General features: G+C 59.4%; 15 protein-coding genes. All 15 read right to left on the bottom strand.

The window, feature by feature from the left end; all coding sequences use genetic code 11:
• Positions 1 to 27 precede the first annotated feature (27 nt).
• Positions 28 to 1377 (bottom strand): adenylosuccinate synthase, encoded by a 1350-nt coding sequence (locus HHJ18_RS12700; RefSeq protein ID WP_296915816.1) that lies wholly within the window; start codon positions 1375 to 1377, stop codon positions 28 to 30.
• Positions 1378 to 1456: 79 nt separating this feature from the next.
• Entirely contained in the window at positions 1457 to 2635 is a 1179-nt protein-coding gene (locus HHJ18_RS12695; RefSeq protein ID WP_296915814.1) for an ATP phosphoribosyltransferase regulatory subunit, read from the bottom strand.
• Positions 2636 to 2776: 141 nt separating this feature from the next.
• Positions 2777 to 2965, bottom strand: coding sequence for a DUF2065 domain-containing protein (locus tag HHJ18_RS12690; protein WP_296915812.1), 189 nt, complete (start codon positions 2963 to 2965; stop codon positions 2777 to 2779).
• A gap of 6 nt (positions 2966 to 2971) precedes the next feature.
• Positions 2972 to 3883: a protease modulator HflC gene (hflC, locus tag HHJ18_RS12685; protein ID WP_296915810.1), complete on the bottom strand. Its 912-nt coding sequence runs from the start codon at positions 3881 to 3883 to the stop codon at positions 2972 to 2974.
• An 11-nt stretch (positions 3884 to 3894) separates the two neighbouring features.
• Entirely contained in the window at positions 3895 to 5304 is a 1410-nt protein-coding gene (hflK, locus tag HHJ18_RS12680; RefSeq protein ID WP_296915808.1) for an FtsH protease activity modulator HflK, read from the bottom strand.
• 57 nt (positions 5305 to 5361) lie between these two features.
• Positions 5362 to 6522 carry a GTPase HflX gene (gene hflX, locus HHJ18_RS12675; RefSeq protein WP_296915806.1) on the bottom strand — a complete coding sequence of 387 codons (1161 nt, stop codon included), beginning with the start codon at positions 6520 to 6522 and terminating at the stop codon, positions 5362 to 5364.
• Between the two features lie 17 nt (positions 6523 to 6539).
• The gene (hfq, locus tag HHJ18_RS12670) at positions 6540 to 6809 is read right to left on the bottom strand and encodes an RNA chaperone Hfq (RefSeq protein ID WP_296915804.1); all 270 of its coding nucleotides are present in this window, start codon (positions 6807 to 6809) and stop codon (positions 6540 to 6542) included.
• A 50-nt stretch (positions 6810 to 6859) separates the two neighbouring features.
• The gene (gene der, locus HHJ18_RS12665) at positions 6860 to 8203 is read right to left on the bottom strand and encodes a ribosome biogenesis GTPase Der (protein ID WP_296915802.1); all 1344 of its coding nucleotides are present in this window, start codon (positions 8201 to 8203) and stop codon (positions 6860 to 6862) included.
• 26 nt (positions 8204 to 8229) lie between these two features.
• Positions 8230 to 9375 (bottom strand): outer membrane protein assembly factor BamB, encoded by a 1146-nt coding sequence (bamB, locus tag HHJ18_RS12660; protein WP_296915800.1) that lies wholly within the window; start codon positions 9373 to 9375, stop codon positions 8230 to 8232.
• Positions 9372 to 10064: a tetratricopeptide repeat protein gene (locus tag HHJ18_RS12655; RefSeq protein ID WP_296915798.1), complete on the bottom strand. Its 693-nt coding sequence runs from the start codon at positions 10062 to 10064 to the stop codon at positions 9372 to 9374. The genes bamB and HHJ18_RS12655 overlap by 4 nt, the downstream gene beginning before the upstream one ends.
• A gap of 96 nt (positions 10065 to 10160) precedes the next feature.
• On the bottom strand, positions 10161 to 11531 hold the full coding sequence (gene hisS, locus HHJ18_RS12650; protein ID WP_296915796.1) for a histidine--tRNA ligase: 1371 nt from the start codon (positions 11529 to 11531) through the stop codon (positions 10161 to 10163).
• A 13-nt stretch (positions 11532 to 11544) separates the two neighbouring features.
• Positions 11545 to 12819 (bottom strand): flavodoxin-dependent (E)-4-hydroxy-3-methylbut-2-enyl-diphosphate synthase, encoded by a 1275-nt coding sequence (gene ispG / locus HHJ18_RS12645; RefSeq protein ID WP_296915794.1) that lies wholly within the window; start codon positions 12817 to 12819, stop codon positions 11545 to 11547.
• Positions 12819 to 13832: a helix-turn-helix domain-containing protein gene (locus tag HHJ18_RS12640; protein WP_296915793.1), complete on the bottom strand. Its 1014-nt coding sequence runs from the start codon at positions 13830 to 13832 to the stop codon at positions 12819 to 12821. Before HHJ18_RS12640 ends, ispG begins: the two co-directional genes overlap by 1 nt.
• Positions 13825 to 14643, bottom strand: coding sequence for a type IV pilus biogenesis/stability protein PilW (gene pilW / locus HHJ18_RS12635; RefSeq protein WP_296915791.1), 819 nt, complete (start codon positions 14641 to 14643; stop codon positions 13825 to 13827). Before pilW ends, HHJ18_RS12640 begins: the two co-directional genes overlap by 8 nt.
• Positions 14640 to 15788, bottom strand: coding sequence for a 23S rRNA (adenine(2503)-C(2))-methyltransferase RlmN (gene rlmN, locus HHJ18_RS12630; RefSeq protein WP_296915789.1), 1149 nt, complete (start codon positions 15786 to 15788; stop codon positions 14640 to 14642). Before rlmN ends, pilW begins: the two co-directional genes overlap by 4 nt.
• Positions 15789 to 15851: the final 63 nt, after the last annotated feature.

Below are 15851 nucleotides of genomic sequence, written 5' to 3'. Positions count from 1 at the left end.
TGGTCTTGAGGCATATTTGACTGGAATTTAGCCCGCCGCAGCCGCGTAGGGGTTGCGCAGCAAGATGGTGTGGTCCCGGTCCGGGCTGGTCGAAATCATGTGAATCGGCACGCCCGTGATCTCTTCAATGCGCCGCAGGTAATGCTGCGCCGCCGCGGGCAGCTGCTCGTATTTCGTCACGCCCACGCTGCTCTGGCTCCAGCCCGGCAGCGTTTCGTAAATCGGCACGCAGCGGGAAATTTCTTCGGCGCCCATGGGCAGGATATCGGTGATGTGGCCGTCCAGCTCATAACCGGTGCACAGCTTCAATTCATCGATGCCATCGAGCACATCAAGCTTGGTGATGCACAAGCCTGACAGGCCATTGACCTGCGCCGAACGTTTGAGCAGGGCCGCGTCAAACCAGCCGCAGCGCCGGCTGCGACCGGTGACCACGCCCTTTTCGGCCCCTACGGTGGACAGGTGATAACCCACGGTGCCCGGCGTCTGCCAGTCGAGCTCTGTGGGGAAAGGCCCGCCGCCAACGCGGGTGCAGTAAGCCTTGGTAATGCCCAGGATGTAGTGCAGCATGCCCGGTCCGACGCCCGAGCCGGCGGCTGCATTGCCGGCGACGCAGTTGCTGGAGGTCACATACGGGTAGGTGCCGTGGTCAATGTCGAGCAAGGTGCCCTGCGCGCCTTCAAACAGCAGGTTTGCGCCGTCGCGATTCGCGTCATTGAGTTCGCGCGAGACGTCGGCCATCATGGGCTTGAGTCGTTCGGCATCCTCCATGGCGCGCGCGTAGACGCTGTCGAAATCGATAGCCGGCGCATGCAGCCAAGTGGTCAAGATATGGTTGTGCAGCTCCAGCAGCACGCGCAGCTTGGCGGCAAAGCGCTCCGGATATTTCAGGTCCTGCACGCGCAGGGCGCGCCGCGCAATCTTGTCCTCGTAAGCCGGGCCTATGCCTTTGCCGGTGGTGCCGATCTTCTCGCTGCCGGCGTTTTCGCGCACGGCTTCACGCGCGACGTCAAGCGCCGCATGGAAGGGCAGAATCAGCGGGCAGGCTTCGCTGACGCGCAGACGCGACCTCACCTCGACGCCAATGGCTTCGAGTCGCTCGATTTCCTTGAAGAGCTGCTCGGTGGACAGCACCACGCCGTTGCCGATGTAGCACTTGACGCCGGGGCGCATGATGCCGCTGGGGATCAGGTTGAGGGCGGTCTTGACGCCGTTGATGACCAGCGTATGGCCGGCATTGTGGCCGCCCTGAAAGCGCACCACGCCCTGCGACATCCCGGTCAGCCAGTCGACCAGTTTGCCCTTGCCTTCGTCACCCCACTGGGTGCCGACGACCACGACGTTGCGGCCGGGGGCGGCGATTGATTGCTGTGTCATCTTGAGGTTTCTCATTAAGGTTTGATGGAATCAAGTTGGCCCGGGAGCTGTCCCGCCCGGCCGCTCTTCAGGAGGATTTTCAGCCGACTTTTTGCAGGAGCCGGACCGCCCATTGACCGGCCGCTTCGACCAGTTCGCGGTCGCAGTCAAATTCATTGACTTCATGTTCATGACCGGGCAGCACGCAGACTACCGTCTCGCCACCGGCACGCAAACGAGCGATGGCAGCGCGCAGGCCGGCGTCTTCGCCCCAGGGCGCGCGAATGGCGGCCTTCAGGGGTCGAGGCGGCAATACCCGCACCAGCTCCTTCAAATCGAGGCTGAAACCGGCGGCCGGACGGTTGCGGCCAAACACAGCGCCGACCTCGTCGTAGCGCCCGCCCCGGGCCAGCTCGGCGCCGTGTCCGTAAATGGCAAAACGCGTGCCGCTGTAATAGGCGTAGCCGCGCAGGTCGGCCAGGTCAAAACTGACCTTGACATCGCCCACATGAACTCCCAGCCACTTCAAATTTTGTAGCGCCTCGCGCAGTCCCGGCGCGGGCGGCAAGACTTTTTCGGCCTCCAGCAAGACCCGGTCATCGCCATACAGCTGGAGCAGCGCTTTCAGGCCTTCGCGGGCCGCCGCCGAGATGTCGCCCTTCAAGCTGGCGGTGAGGCTGTCCAGCTCGCTGGCATCCTTGGCCGCCAACGCGGCATGAATCAGCGCCAGCGTGCTGCCCTTGATGGTGGCACCAGCTAGCAGGCTGCTGACGATACGGACGTCGGCCATGTCGACCGCCAGTTCGGTCACACCGGAAGCGCGCAGGCCTTGCAGCGCGAGCTGCTGGGCTTCCAGATCGGCCTCCAGCCCGGCATGGCCGTAAATTTCGGCGCCGAATTGCAAGGGCTCGCGCGTGGCGTGCGGGCGTTCGGCCCGTGTATGCAACACCGGGCCGCAGTAGCACAGACGGGCCACGCCGTTACGGTTAAGCAGGTGCGCGTCGATCCGGGCCACTTGTGGCGTGGTATCGGCGCGCAAGCCCAGGGTGCGGCCCGACAGCTGGTCAACCAGCTTGAAGGTCTGCAAATCAAGCGCTTCGCCGGTCCCGGTGAGCAGCGACTCAAGGTGCTCCAGCAAGGGCGGCATGACCAGTTCGTAGCCATAGCTGCTGGCGTTATCCAGAAACAGGCGGCGCAACTCTTCGATGTGACGCGCCTCGGAGGGCAGGACATCGGCAATTTGATCGGGCAATTGCCATGATGACGACCAGGCGGGCATTGTGTTTTTCGTGGGGCGTTTAAAAACCAGATTTTACCGGTCTTGGGGCCGCTTTTTAAGCTGTAGACAGCCAGATGCAGCAGTCAACGGTAAATATCCAAGCCAACGCTAGGCGCGCTCAGTGTGCCGCTAGCAGCGGATTCAGGCCAGCAGCGCCAGCAAAACCAAGCCTGACGCGATGCTGCAAAGGCCAAAAAACCGGATCTGGCCGTTTCCCAGTTGCAGAAGCTGCTCAAACATCCGGCGCCACGCGGCCGGCGAGATTAATGGAAGCAGCCCTTCAATTACCAACAGCAGGGCCAGCGCTTGCCAGAAAATGTCGCCGCTCACCTTGGTTTATTTTTTTGCCGGCATAGTTGCGCTGCTGGAAGAACCACCCGAGCTGCGCATGGCCTTGAAGAAGTCGGACGACGGATCAAGCACCAGCACGTCGCTTTTCCGGCTGAAACTGGCCTTGTAGGCATCCAGGCTGCGGTAAAACTGGGCAAACTGTGCATCCCGGCCAAATGATTCGGCGTAAGTACGGGCAGCTTCGGCATCGCCCTCGCCCTTGATCTTCTGGGCATCGCGGTAGGCGTTGGCAATCGTGACTTCGCGCTGCCTGTCAGCGTCGGCGCGGATTTTTTCGCCTTCGGCGGCGCCGGTCGAACGCAACTCGTTGGCAACCCGCTTGCGCTCGGCTTCCATGCGCCGGTAAACCGATTCAGTGATTGCCTCCACGTAATCGACGCGGGTGATGCGCACGTCAATCACATCGATGCCCCAGGGTTTGGTACCACGGACCACGCCCAGCACTTCTTTTTTGACATCAGCCATCAGCTGCTCGCGTTTGAGCGACAGCAGATCCTTGACGGTGCGCCGATTGATTTCTTCCTGAAAAGCGTTGCGAACCACCCGGTTGAGCTGATTGGCACCGGCCTTTTCATCAAGGCCTACGTTGCGGATGTACTCAGACGGATTGATGATGCGCCAGCGCACATACCAGTCAATGACGACACGCTGCTTTTCGGCGGTCAGCATGGGCTCTGAATCAGTGCTGTCCAGTGTCAGCAGACGCCTGTCGATATAAGAAACGTTTTGAAAAGGTGGCGGCAGCTTGAAATTAAGGCCTGGCTCCAACACCACTTCCTTGATCTGGCCGAGTGCGTAGACCACGCCGAACTGGCGCTGGTCAACCACAAACAACGTGGAGCTAAGCAGCGCCAAGAGCACCAGCAACGACGAAACGATAAGTCCAACTCTGTTCACTTTTGTTTTCCTCAGCGGGTTTCACGGTCACGGGTGCGCGATGAATCGCGGGCGCGGGCATCAAGCGGCAAGGTGCTTGCGGGAGCGGCAGGCAGCACAGACGACGCAGCGCCGGTGCCCGGTAGCAGTGGTGCATCGGCCCCACCGGCGGCACCCCCCTGCCCGCTCATCTGCATGATTTTGTCGAGCGGCAAATACAGCAGATTGGAGCCTTGGCGCGATTCCACCAAAACCTTGGTGACGCTTGAATAAACCTGCTGCATGGCGTCGGTATACATGCGGTCACGCGTAACTTGCGGTGCTTTTTGATACTCGGTCAACACCGAGCCGAAGCGTTGCGCATCGCCTTGCGCCTGCGCCACGATGCGCGCCTTGTAAGCTTGCGACTCTTCATTCAGCCGGGATGCGGAACCCACGGCCCGCGGAATCACATCGTTGGCGTAGGCTTGGGCTTCGTTCTTGGCGCGTTCGCGTTCCTGGCCGGCCTTGAGCACATCATCAAACGCCGCCTGCACCTGCTCGGGCGGGCGCACCCCGCTTTGCTGGAGATTGATGGCGACGACTTCCACCCCGACCTTGTAGCGATCGAGAATGGTCTGCATAAGTGCCCGCACGCGCGGAGCGATCTGGTCGCGCTCTTCAGCCAGCGCCATGTCCATTTTCATCTTGCCGACGACCTCACGGACCGCCGTTTCGGCCGCCTGAACCACTGCAGCAGCGGGATCCTTGCTTTCAAACAAATAGGCGCGTGCATCGTTCAGGCGGTATTGCACGGCAAACTTGATTTCGACGATGTTCTCATCTTCCGTCAGCATGGCCGATTCGCGCAAGCCGGTGGCCTTGATGATGGAGTCGCGTCCCACATCGACCGAGCGGATCTGCGTCACCACCACAATTTCATGACGTTGCACCGGATAAGGCAAACGCCAGTTAAAACCTGCGCCTACCGTCGAGTGGTACTTGCCGAACTGGGTAATGACCGCCTGCTGGCCCTCTTGCACAATGAAGAAACCGGTGCCCAACCAGATCAGCAAGACGACACCGGCGATCAGGCCGGCGCCAATGCCGGCGCTTTTCATGTCAGGCTGAAAGCCCCCGCCATTGCCACCGCCGCCACCAAAACCACCGCGGTTACCGCCGCCTTTTTTCCCACCAAACAGGCCCCCCAGCTTGCGATTGAAATCGCGCCAGAGTTCGTCCAGATCAGGCGGACCCTGCTTGGGACCCTGACCCTGCGGACGATTAGGAGGCCGGGTCGGCTGCTTGTCGTCGCGCGGCGCCTCCGGCTTGGTTTCATCGGGCGACGCTTTGTCGTCGTCCCGGCCCCAACGTGGATCATTGAGGTTAAACATGCCACGGGCTCTCTGTTTGAGCCGGCCTGGCAAGGTCGTCAATGTCTGCAGCACGGGGTTCAGATTCATGGGAAGAGACTCACTTTTTTTTCAATACAACGCATTGTGCCTAATGAAATTGCCAGATCAGGTATCGTCCTCGGTTGTTTGAGGAATTTTTTCTGAGGGTGAGCTTGGCGCCTGACTGGCCAGAAGTTCGCGCAGCAAGGGCAAGCCCTCCCCGCTCTGCGCACTGACAAAGACCCGTTCAACGCTGCGGCTTGGCCCCTCAAACGCGCCCCTGAGTTCAAACCTATCACGCAGATGCAGGGGCAAGCTGCCTTTTTCAACAGCATCGAGCTTGTTGAAAACCAGTATCTGCGGCACGTCAGCGGCACCAATCTCGGACAGCACACGCTGTACCTGCTCGATTTGTTCAAGATAATCGGAGTTTGCGCCATCTACCACATGCAGCAGCAGGTCTGCATCGGCCGCTTCCTGCAGTGTGGCAGCAAACGCATCAACCAGCCCGTGCGGCAGATCCCGGATGAAACCGACCGTGTCGGACAGCGAGGCCGGGCGCGCACCATCGCCCAGGTAGAGTTGCCGAGTCGTGGTGTCGAGCGTGGCAAACAGCTGGTCGGCCGCGTAGGCACGCGCCTTGACCAGCGCATTAAACAGTGTTGTTTTGCCAGCATTGGTGTAGCCTACCAGCGAGATCGTGAAAGAATTACGCCGCTCTCGCTGTTTGCGCTGCGTCTGCCGCTGTTTCTTGACCTTGCTCAAGCGCTCTTTGGTGCGCTTGATGGCTTCGCTGATCATGCGTTTGTCGAGCTCGATCTGCTTTTCGCCCGGGCCACCGCGCACCCCTGCGCCACCGGTTTGCCGCTCCAAGTGAGACCAGCGCCGCACCAAGCGTGTCGACACGTACTGCAGCCGGGCCAACTCGACCTGAAGTTTGCCCTCGTGGCTGCGCGCACGCTGGGCGAAAATTTCCAGAATCAACATGGTCCGGTCATTGACAGGCATTTCGAGATGCCGCTCCAGGTTGCGCTGCTGGGCCGGACTGAGCGACTGATCGAACAGGATTTCGGAGGCTCCGGTGTCCAGAGCCAGCATTTTGATTTCGTCGGCCTTACCCGTGCCAATGAACAACGCGGCATCGGGAGCCCTGCGCTTGCAGGTGACGCGCGCAACGGGATACAGGCCCGCAGTTTGCGCGAGCAAGCCAAGCTCCAGCAGAGCGCTGTCAAAATTGGGTGAGCCGAAGTCAACCCCTACCAAAAGGACGAGAGGTTGAGTTTCCACCGGTGCGCCGTACGAACTCAGCTGGCGGGGCTTTCTTCAGTGACGCTGGACGCAAAGGTCACAGCACGACCAGGAACAATGGTGGAAATCGCATGCTTGTAGACCATTTGGGTCACGGTATTGCGAAGTAGAACCACATATTGATCGAAAGATTCGATCTGACCCTGCAATTTAATCCCGTTGACGAGATAAATCGAAACAGGCACATGCTCGCGACGCAAAGTGTTGAGAAATGGGTCCTGCAGCAGCTGACCTTTGTTGTTGCTCACGATATTTTCCGTGTTCAAAAGTTGATAGAACTTAACGTTACCACAGCCCCATAGCGCATGCTGTAGTCTTAGACCGATTCCTTATCTGTGAAGGGGTTGTGGGAGCTTTTCATCTGAATGCGCAGCGGCGTTCCGACCAGGTCGAACTCCTTGCGAAAGCGCCCTTCGAGGTAACGTTTGTAGGCTGCGGTGACATGCTCCAGCGAATTACCGTGAACGATGATGATAGGGGGGTTCATGCCGCCCTGGTGTGCATAGCGAAGCTTGGGACGAAACATACCCGAACGCTGGGGTTGTTGAAACTGGACCGCCTCTAGCAGCAGGCGCGTCAGCACCGGGGTTGACATTTTTCGATTGGCGGAGGCGTGGGCCTGGATGATGGACTTCCACACCGGCGCCAGGCCCTGGCGCTTGATGGCCGAAATCGGATGAATCGCGGCAAACTTCAAAAAACCGAGCCGGGTTTCAATAGAACGCTCCAGCAGTTGGCGCTGGTAAGCGTCAATCGCGTCCGATTTGTTGATGGCCAGCACCACCGCCCGCCCACTTTCCAGAATGTAGCCGGCGATATGTGCGTCCTGGTCGGTGACGCCCTGCGTGGCATCTAATAAAAGCAATACGACATTGGCGCTTTCAATCGCCTGCAAGGTCTTGACCACGGAAAATTTTTCAATCGCCTCGAAAACCTTGCCTTTACGGCGCAGACCGGCGGTATCGATCAGTTCAAACTTCTGCCCGGCACGCTCGAAAGGCACGGAAATCGCGTCGCGCGTGGTGCCTGGCAGGTCAAATGCCACCAGACGCTCTTCACCGAGCCAGGTGTTGATCAAGGTCGACTTGCCCACGTTGGGTCGGCCCGCCACGGCCAGCTTGATAACCGACGGGTCCTGCGCTTCAGCCTCCTCATCGGGATCGGGGAGCTCGAGCGGCGCCAGCGCCAGTTCCACCAGCGTGTGCATGCCCTGGCCATGCGACGCAGAAACCGGTAGCACCTCGCCCAGACCGAGTTCAAAAAACTCCGACAGCTGGACCCCTTCGGTCATGCCCTCAGCCTTGTTGGCAGTCAGCACCGTCGGCTTGCCCAGCTTGCGCAGGTACCTGGCAATGTCATGGTCTTGCGCGCTGATACCTGCCCGGGCGTCCACCACAAAAACCACCACATCGGCTTCGGCAACCGCTTGGCGGGTCTGCTTGGCCATTTCCTTGTAGATGCCGGTCGTGGCATCGGGCTCGAAGCCACCGGTGTCAATGACGATGTATTCGTGCGTACCAAGATTACCGTTGCCGTAATGCCGATCACGCGTCAGCCCGGCAAAGTCGGCCACGATCGCATCCCGCGTCTTGGTCAACCGGTTAAAAAGTGTCGATTTGCCCACGTTGGGGCGGCCGACTATTGCAATGACAGGTTTCATTAATCAGATTTCTCGAAGGGCTGCGCTTATTCGGGCTGAAAGCCGTAAATTCCGCCATTTTGGGTCACCGCGATCAGCGTGGTGCCAGCCAGTGCAGGCGCTGCCGCGATGGCCGAGCCGTCGGTGGGAAGGCGGTTGAGGAGCGAGCCGTCTTCACGCGACAACAGGTGGATAAAACCGGCAAAATCGCCGACCACCACGGAGCGCCCGGCCACCAGGGGCGCCGTCAGGCTGCGGTAACGCAGGCGCTCGACCGACCAGACCCGCTCGCCGTCGCTGCGTCTCCAAGCCAGCACCGTGCCGTCTGCTTCTGTACCAAATAGCAGGCGATCATCACCGTGTATGCCCTGCACGCCATTGGCGGGCTTGCTCCAGAGCAGACTGCCACGAGCGGCGTCCACGCAGCCAATACTGGCCTGAAAGGCCCGCGCGCAGACATTGTTACCGTCCCTGCTGACGCGCCCTACCAAATCGACCAGACGCTCGACATCGTTAATGCCGCGGGGCGAGGCAATGGGCGCTTCCCACCGAATACTGCCGTTGGCAGGGTTCAGGCCGGCCAAGCGACCCGCCAGACCAACCACCAGCGTATCGCCTACCGCCAGCATGACACCCGACTGGCGCAGCACTAAGGGCTCATTGGGGCGTTGCTGGGCCCACAGCTTGCGACCGGTCAGGCCGTCAAAAGCATTGACCGAGCGGTCTGCGGCCAGCACAAATACCCTAGCGCCGGCCACAAACGGCGCAGTGAAGGCTTGCGCACTGAGTTTTTGACGCCAGAGTTCCCGACCGTCCTGCAGTGCCACGACTTCGTTGGCTCTGGTGACCACCGCCACGACCTTTCCGTCACTTCCGACACCTGCTGCGATAGGCGTGTTGAGCGCAACGCGCCAGATGTCACGGCCGGTTTGCGCGTCCAGCATGGCCACGGCGCCATCGCCGCTGGCAAGCGCCACGCTGTTACCGAGAATAGCAATTTCCAACGGAAAATTCACAGGTCCGATGCGGGCATTCCAGCTTTGACGGGCTGATACCAGAGGTGTCACGGCTTCCAACTCAGCTGGTTTTGATTTAGGCGAACCGCCCGAGCAGCCCACCAAAAATGCTATTAAAACTATAGCAGCCAGCGCCCGTATTTCATGGGTCAAACGCATATTTGACCTACTTATCATGGTTTCACCCCGATATCGGGTGAAATTGTTGTTGGCTTGCTTTGGGCAGCAGGGTCAACACCCATGGCATTGAGCTTGACCTCCACCATGCGCCGGTACTCCGCGCGCTCATCCAGCCCTTTATAGGCTTTTTCGTATTCCGCCCTGGCTTCAACTTTCTTGCCCTGGGCTGCCAGAATGTCGCCGCGCCGGTCGGCCGCGAGGGCTACGAATTCTTTCGGAAAGGAACTGGCAAGCTGCTGGAGGGCCTCGTCGTAAGCCTTCTTTTCTAGCAGAAGCCCGGCAAGGCGCAATTTGGCAATGGCCTGATAACCTTCATCGGCAGCTTTCTGGGCGACCCAGCTCAAAGCCGCGCGGGAGGCATCGACATTGCCTTTGTCGTAATAGGCCTTGGCGCTCAGCAGGCCGGCTTGCTGTGCATAAGTGGTGCCACCAAAGCGGTCTTTCATGTCTGCCAAAGAGCGCTCTATTTTGGCAGCGTCACCCGATTGCACGGCGCGTTCTACCTCGTCATACATCACGGCCGCCTGCGCTGCCTGGTTGCGCTGCCAGTATTGGTAGCCGTTCCAGGCGGCAAAGGCGCCCAATACGACAATCAGCGCCCAGGTAATGAGGTTGCCATACTGTTTCCAAAAGTGCTTGAGCTCGTCAAGTTGTTCCTGTTCTTCCAGATCAAGGTGTTTTGCCATAAAAGTCTTGTTGTTTTGGCCGGTAACGGCACGATTAAGTTGAGAACGATTGTAGGGGGCCGAGTTTCGCGCATGAGTTGGCGTCTGGCGGGATGCTCAACTGCAAGGCGGTGTGCGCAGCGTGTCGGCCCAGGCCGCCACATTGTTCAGCGGCTGCAAGGTTTGGACCTGCGCACCGCCGGCTTTTTCGCCCCGCAAAGGTTTGAGGGCAACACTTCCTTGGGCGAGCTCGGTGGCACCAAAAATCAGTGCAAACCTGGCACCGCTATCATCGGCCTTCTTGAATTGCGACTTCATGCTGCCCAGACCCTCGGCGCTGGCACCAGCGTGCATTTGCACACTCACACCTGCCGCACGCAAAGCCTGCAGCGCCTGCAGCGCAATGGGCAAGCCAGAAACCTCTGGAATTACCGCGTAGGCATCCGGCACGGGAAGCACAATGGCGTCGCCCTGCTCCTTGATGAGTTCCAGCACCCGTTCCACACCCAAAGCCCAGCCCACAGCCGGCGCCGCCTTGCCACCCATCTGTTCAATCAGGTAGTCGTAACGGCCGCCGGCGCAAATAGTGCCCTGCGCGCCCAGCCTTTCCGTCACAAACTCAAACACCGTGAGGTTGTAATAATCCAGCCCACGCACCAAGCGAGGGTTGAGCGTCCAAGGGATGTTGTTGACATCCAAAATGGCTTTCAGGCCGTCAAAATGCGCCAGCGACTGGGCTCCCAGAAAGTCGATCAATCGGGGGGCGCTCTCAACCATTGCCTTCATGGCTGGATTCTTGGTGTCCAGAATGCGCAACGGGTTGCTGCGCAGGCGCCTTTTTGCCTCTTCGTCCAGTGCGTCCGCATGCTGCTCGAAATGAGTGATCAGCTGGGCACGGTGCTGCGCGCGCTCTTCGGGCTGACCCAAACTGTTGATTTCCAGGCGCCAATCGCTCAGACCCAGCTCTTTCCAAAGCGCCGCGGCCAGCAAAATCAGCTCTGCGTCGACCTCGGGGCCGGCAAATCCCAGCGCTTCGGCCCCGATCTGGTGAAACTGGCGGTAACGGCCACGCTGCGGGCGCTCCCGGCGGAACATCGGACCCATGTAGTAAAGGCGCTTGCCACCGTCGTAGAGCAGGTTGTGCTCGGTCGTCGCGCGAACCACACTGGCCGTATTTTCCGGCCGCATGCTCAGGTGGTCGTAGTGGCCATGTTTGTCCGAACGATCTTCAAAAGAATACATTTCCTTTTCGACGATATCGGTGACTTCGCCAATGCCCCGCACAAACAGCTGTGTGTGCTCAAGAATGGGTGTGCGAATATTGCGATAGGCGTAGCGTCCCATCAGAGAGCGGACCTTGTCCTCCAGCCATTCCCAGCGCGCCGAGTCGGGCGGCAGGATGTCGTTCATGCCTTTGACGGCCATTAGTTTTTCTGTCTTTGCCACAGGCGATTTCACCTCCCTGCCGGCATTCATTTTTTCAAGCATGGCTCAGTACGTATTAGGCGGCTTTGGCGACAGCGGGCGTGCCAAAGCGCTTTTCAATGTAGTTCTCGACGATGACCTGAAACTCCTGCGCAATGTTTGCGCCGCGCAACGTCAGTCTTTTTTCGCCATCAATGAATACTGGCGCGGCCGGTGCTTCGCCAGAACCAGGCAGGCTGATGCCGATATCGGCATGTTTGCTTTCACCCGGCCCATTAACGATACAGCCCATCACGGCGACCTTGAGACCTTCAACGCCCGGGTATTGCACACGCCAGACCGGCATCTGAGCACGCAGGAAGTCATCGATCTGCTTGGTCAGTTCCTGAAAAGTGGTACTGGTGGTCCGGCCGCAGCCAGGGCACGCCGTCACACTGGGAACAAAGGTGCGCAAGCCGAGGGCCTGGAGGATCTCAGATGCAATGACGACCTCCTGGGTGCGAGCCTCCCCGGGCTGGGGGGTCAGAGAGACACGAATGGTGTCCCCGATGCCCTCCTGCAGCAAAATCGCCAGCGCCGTAGTGGAAGTAACGGTGCCCTTGGTCCCCATGCCGGCTTCGGTCAGGCCGAGGTGCAGTGCGTAATCGCTGCGCTTGGCCAGTTCACGGTACACCGAGATCAGATCCTGAACGCCGCTGACTTTGCAGGACAGGATGATCTGGTTGCGGCGCATGCCCATTTCCTCGGCACGCCGGGCGGAATCGATAGCCGAAGTAATCAGTGCCTCGTACATGACCTGTTTGGCATCCCATGGGATGGCACGCGCGCTATTCTTGTCCATCAGGCTGGCCAACAATTCCTGGTCAAGACTGCCCCAGTTCACGCCAATGCGCACCGGTTTTTTCCAGCGCATGGCAACTTCTATCATCTGACCGAACTGGCGGTCACGTTTGTCACCCTTGCCCACATTGCCAGGGTTGATCCGGTATTTGGACAATGCCTCGGCACAGGCGGGATAGTCGGTTAGCAACCTGTGACCGTTGTAATGAAAGTCGCCGATCAGCGGCACGTCGATGCCCATGCGATCGAGTTGATCCCGCACGTGCGGCACGGCCTCGGCCGCCTCTGGAGTATTGACGGTGATGCGAACCATTTCGGAACCGGCCAACGCAAGCTCTTTGACCTGAATGGCGGTGCCGATGGCGTCCACCGTGTCGGTATTTGTCATTGACTGAACCCGCACCGGTGCGTCGCCGCCCACGGTCACCACACGGTCACCCCAGACGACCTGAACCTGAGTGCTAGGCCGCGCTTTCGGAAAAGCCGACTCGATAGGTAGACAAGGCTGCATTACTTCACCTCAAATCGGGCTACGTTATCTTTGGTCACCAAGCTCAGGTCGAAGGCCTGCCCACGCACCTGGACCTGTGTGGCGTCCGCCCGGCCCACTACGGCCGTCAGCGGCAACGCTCCGGTAGCGCCTACGAGCTCGCCGGCGGCGAGCGTACGGCGAAGCACCACCGTCCCTTTTGCATCGGTCACCTCGACCCAGGATTGTCCCTGCGCGCGGAATGTCACGAGACCGGTGACTGCGGCTTGCACGGCCGGATCACCAGGTGCAGCGGCAGGCATCGAAGCCAAGGCTTGGGCTGGCACAAGTGTTGTAGATGTAATTGAATCGGTGACCAGCAAGCCCCCGGTTGGGGCCGCATTGACGGGAGCAGCGGCTTCGCTTGTTTGCCGCGCTGACAGCACAGACTTGGTACTTTCCGCCAAGTCAGCGCCGGCCTTGGTCAGGGCTGCGGGCAGCCCCTTCAGTGATTCACCGGTGACCAGCGCGCCCTCTGTCCCAGCTGTGCCAGGAACCGCGTCCGGCTTCTTGGCTGGCAAGAAAATCAACACCAGTGCGCCCAGCAAAAACACAATGCCGGTGAGAACCGCGGGCCGCGAAAGCTGCGCCCGAAACGACGTCCCAGAGCTGGACCCATAACCTGACGAGCGAAACGGTGTGCTGCTGCGGGTGGTTGGGTAACTCAGTTTTGGCGTACTGGTTCTGGGTAGCCGCTCAAGCACCGTAGCCGCATCCAGCTTAAGGGTGCGACACACGCTGGCGGCCAACGCCCGAGCAAAAACGGCGTCCGGCAACAGGTCGAATCGATCCTGCTCCAGCGCTTCGAGTTTTCTTACCGGCACTTTAAGCGTGACTGCCAAAGCTGCAATGTGCACGCCTGCCGATTCTCTCGCATCGCGAAGCAATGCCCCGGCGGTCGGCCCCGGTCCGCTCGAGCCTTGGCCGCTGGCAAAGCCGTCAAACGCGGTATCTGCCCCGGAACTTCCTGCCAACGCCGGGTCCAAGTTAGTCATTGAAGACACCTTTTTCGTACAAAGCAGCCTCAGGCGATTGCGCAAAACGCTTTTTGAGCTGGTCGGCAAGTTGCAGCAAAGTCTCACGATTGTTAAGCTTGCGTTCGGTCTTGATGCCAAGCCAGAGAGTTTCAGCATTGGCAAATTCGCTGTTATTCAAGCGGCGGATGTAAAACTGCGCACGCGTCAACTCTCCGCGCGCGTAAAGCAGATTGGCAAGGCTATAGCTCGTGACTGGGTTACCGGCATCCAGCTCATAAGATTGCATCAGACTTTGTTCAGCCTCAGTCCGCTGCCCCGCACGAACCTGACAGACGCCTTGGGCCATCCATGTTTTGGCTTTGCCGCTGTAGGTGGGATTGGCTGTGGCCTGCGCAAACAGCCGGAATGACTCGCTGTAACGGGCCTGCTGGCAAAGCAGCCATCCATAGTTATGCGCCACATCAGCATCGCGCGGATTTAACGCAAGGGCACGGCGAAAACTGTCTTCGGCCAAAGGAATGTCATTGAGCCGCATGTAGACCAGCCCGCGCAAGTTGAAAGCGTCTCCGTAGCTTGGATCTGTGGCCAGCGACTGCTTGATTTCATCGAGCGCAACCGTGGTCTGCCCTTGTTCAAAATAACCGGTTGCAAGCTCCAGGCGTAGCCGCGCGCGTCGGCGTTGATCGGGTTCATCTGACTCTGTGACGAGGTCGGTTCGGTTGCCCGATATCCCCGATACCCCAGGAAGCCCCGATTGATTTGCACAACCCGCCAGCAGCAGCGCAATCCAGCATGCTGGCATCCACAACCCATTGCCGAAAAACCTCATACATCAATCCCCTTGAGCACCACCACCTTGATTCCACCTAGCATACCTTGCCGCTGCGTGGCCATGCGCTGGTCCACACCGGTTCGATCCTGAACGTCACCCGCCAATTGCCCGCAGGCTGCGTCAATGTCATCTCCACGGGTTTTCCTGACAGTGGTGACGATGCCCGCATCCATGAGGATTTTTGCAAAGGCTGCGACTTGCGGCATGGCAGAACGCGTCAGACCGGAGGCCGGAAACGGATTGAACGGTATCAAGTTAAATTTGCACTTCAGGCCGTTTGCCGCATGGGCTTGTATCAACGCCAGCAGCTGATGCGCGTGCGCAGGCTGGTCATTGACCCCATCGAGCATGCAATACTCAAAAGTAATGAAGTCGCGTGGAGCGGCCGATTGGTAGCGGGTACAGGCCTCCAGCAGCTCAGCGATAGGAAATTTTTTATTGAGCGGAACCAGGTTGTCACGCAACGCATCCAGCGGTGCATGCAGCGACACAGCAAGTGCCACAGGACAATCCTCGGCCAGCCGGTCAATCATCGGCACAACGCCGGAAGTGGACACCGTCACCCGGCGACGCGACAAACCATAAGCATGGTCATCGAGCATCACCTTCAGGGCGGGCAGCAGTTGCGAGTAATTCTGCAAGGGCTCACCCATGCCCATCATGACGACATTGGAAATGACGCGTTCTTGCCGGCCAAGGTGACGGCGCAGGAAGTGCTCTGCAAACCACAATTGGAAAACAATCTCCCCGGTGGTGAGGTTGCGACTAAAACCCTGGTGCCCGGTCGAACAAAACCGGCAACCCACTGCGCAGCCTGCCTGCGACGAAATACACAGGGTTCCGCGATCTGCTTCAGGAATAAAAACAGTCTCGATGACGTTGCCAGCACCGACATCAAACAGCCATTTGACGGTGCCGTCAGCCGAATCGTGACGAGATACCACTTTGGGGCCCTGAATGTGGGCCGAGACGGCCAGTTTTTGGCGAAGGGACTTCGCCAGATCGGTCATCTGCGCAAAATTTGAAGCACCTTTTTGGTGAATCCAACGGAAAAGCTGGGTAGCACGAAAGCGCTTTTCACCAAGCTCCTCGCAAAAGGCGGTCAGACGCTCCAGATCATAGTCAAGCAGGTTGGCCGTCATCCTAGTAAGCAATAGGCTCGCCCACCCCAAGCAAGCGTCGCCCCGGGGAAGGCGAAACAAGGC

Source organism: Polaromonas sp. (assembly GCF_012927455.1).
Lineage (GTDB): Bacteria > Pseudomonadota > Gammaproteobacteria > Burkholderiales > Burkholderiaceae_C > Polaromonas.
Note: the sequence above shows the minus strand (reverse complement) of the source record. Positions and strands in the feature narration are given on the sequence as shown.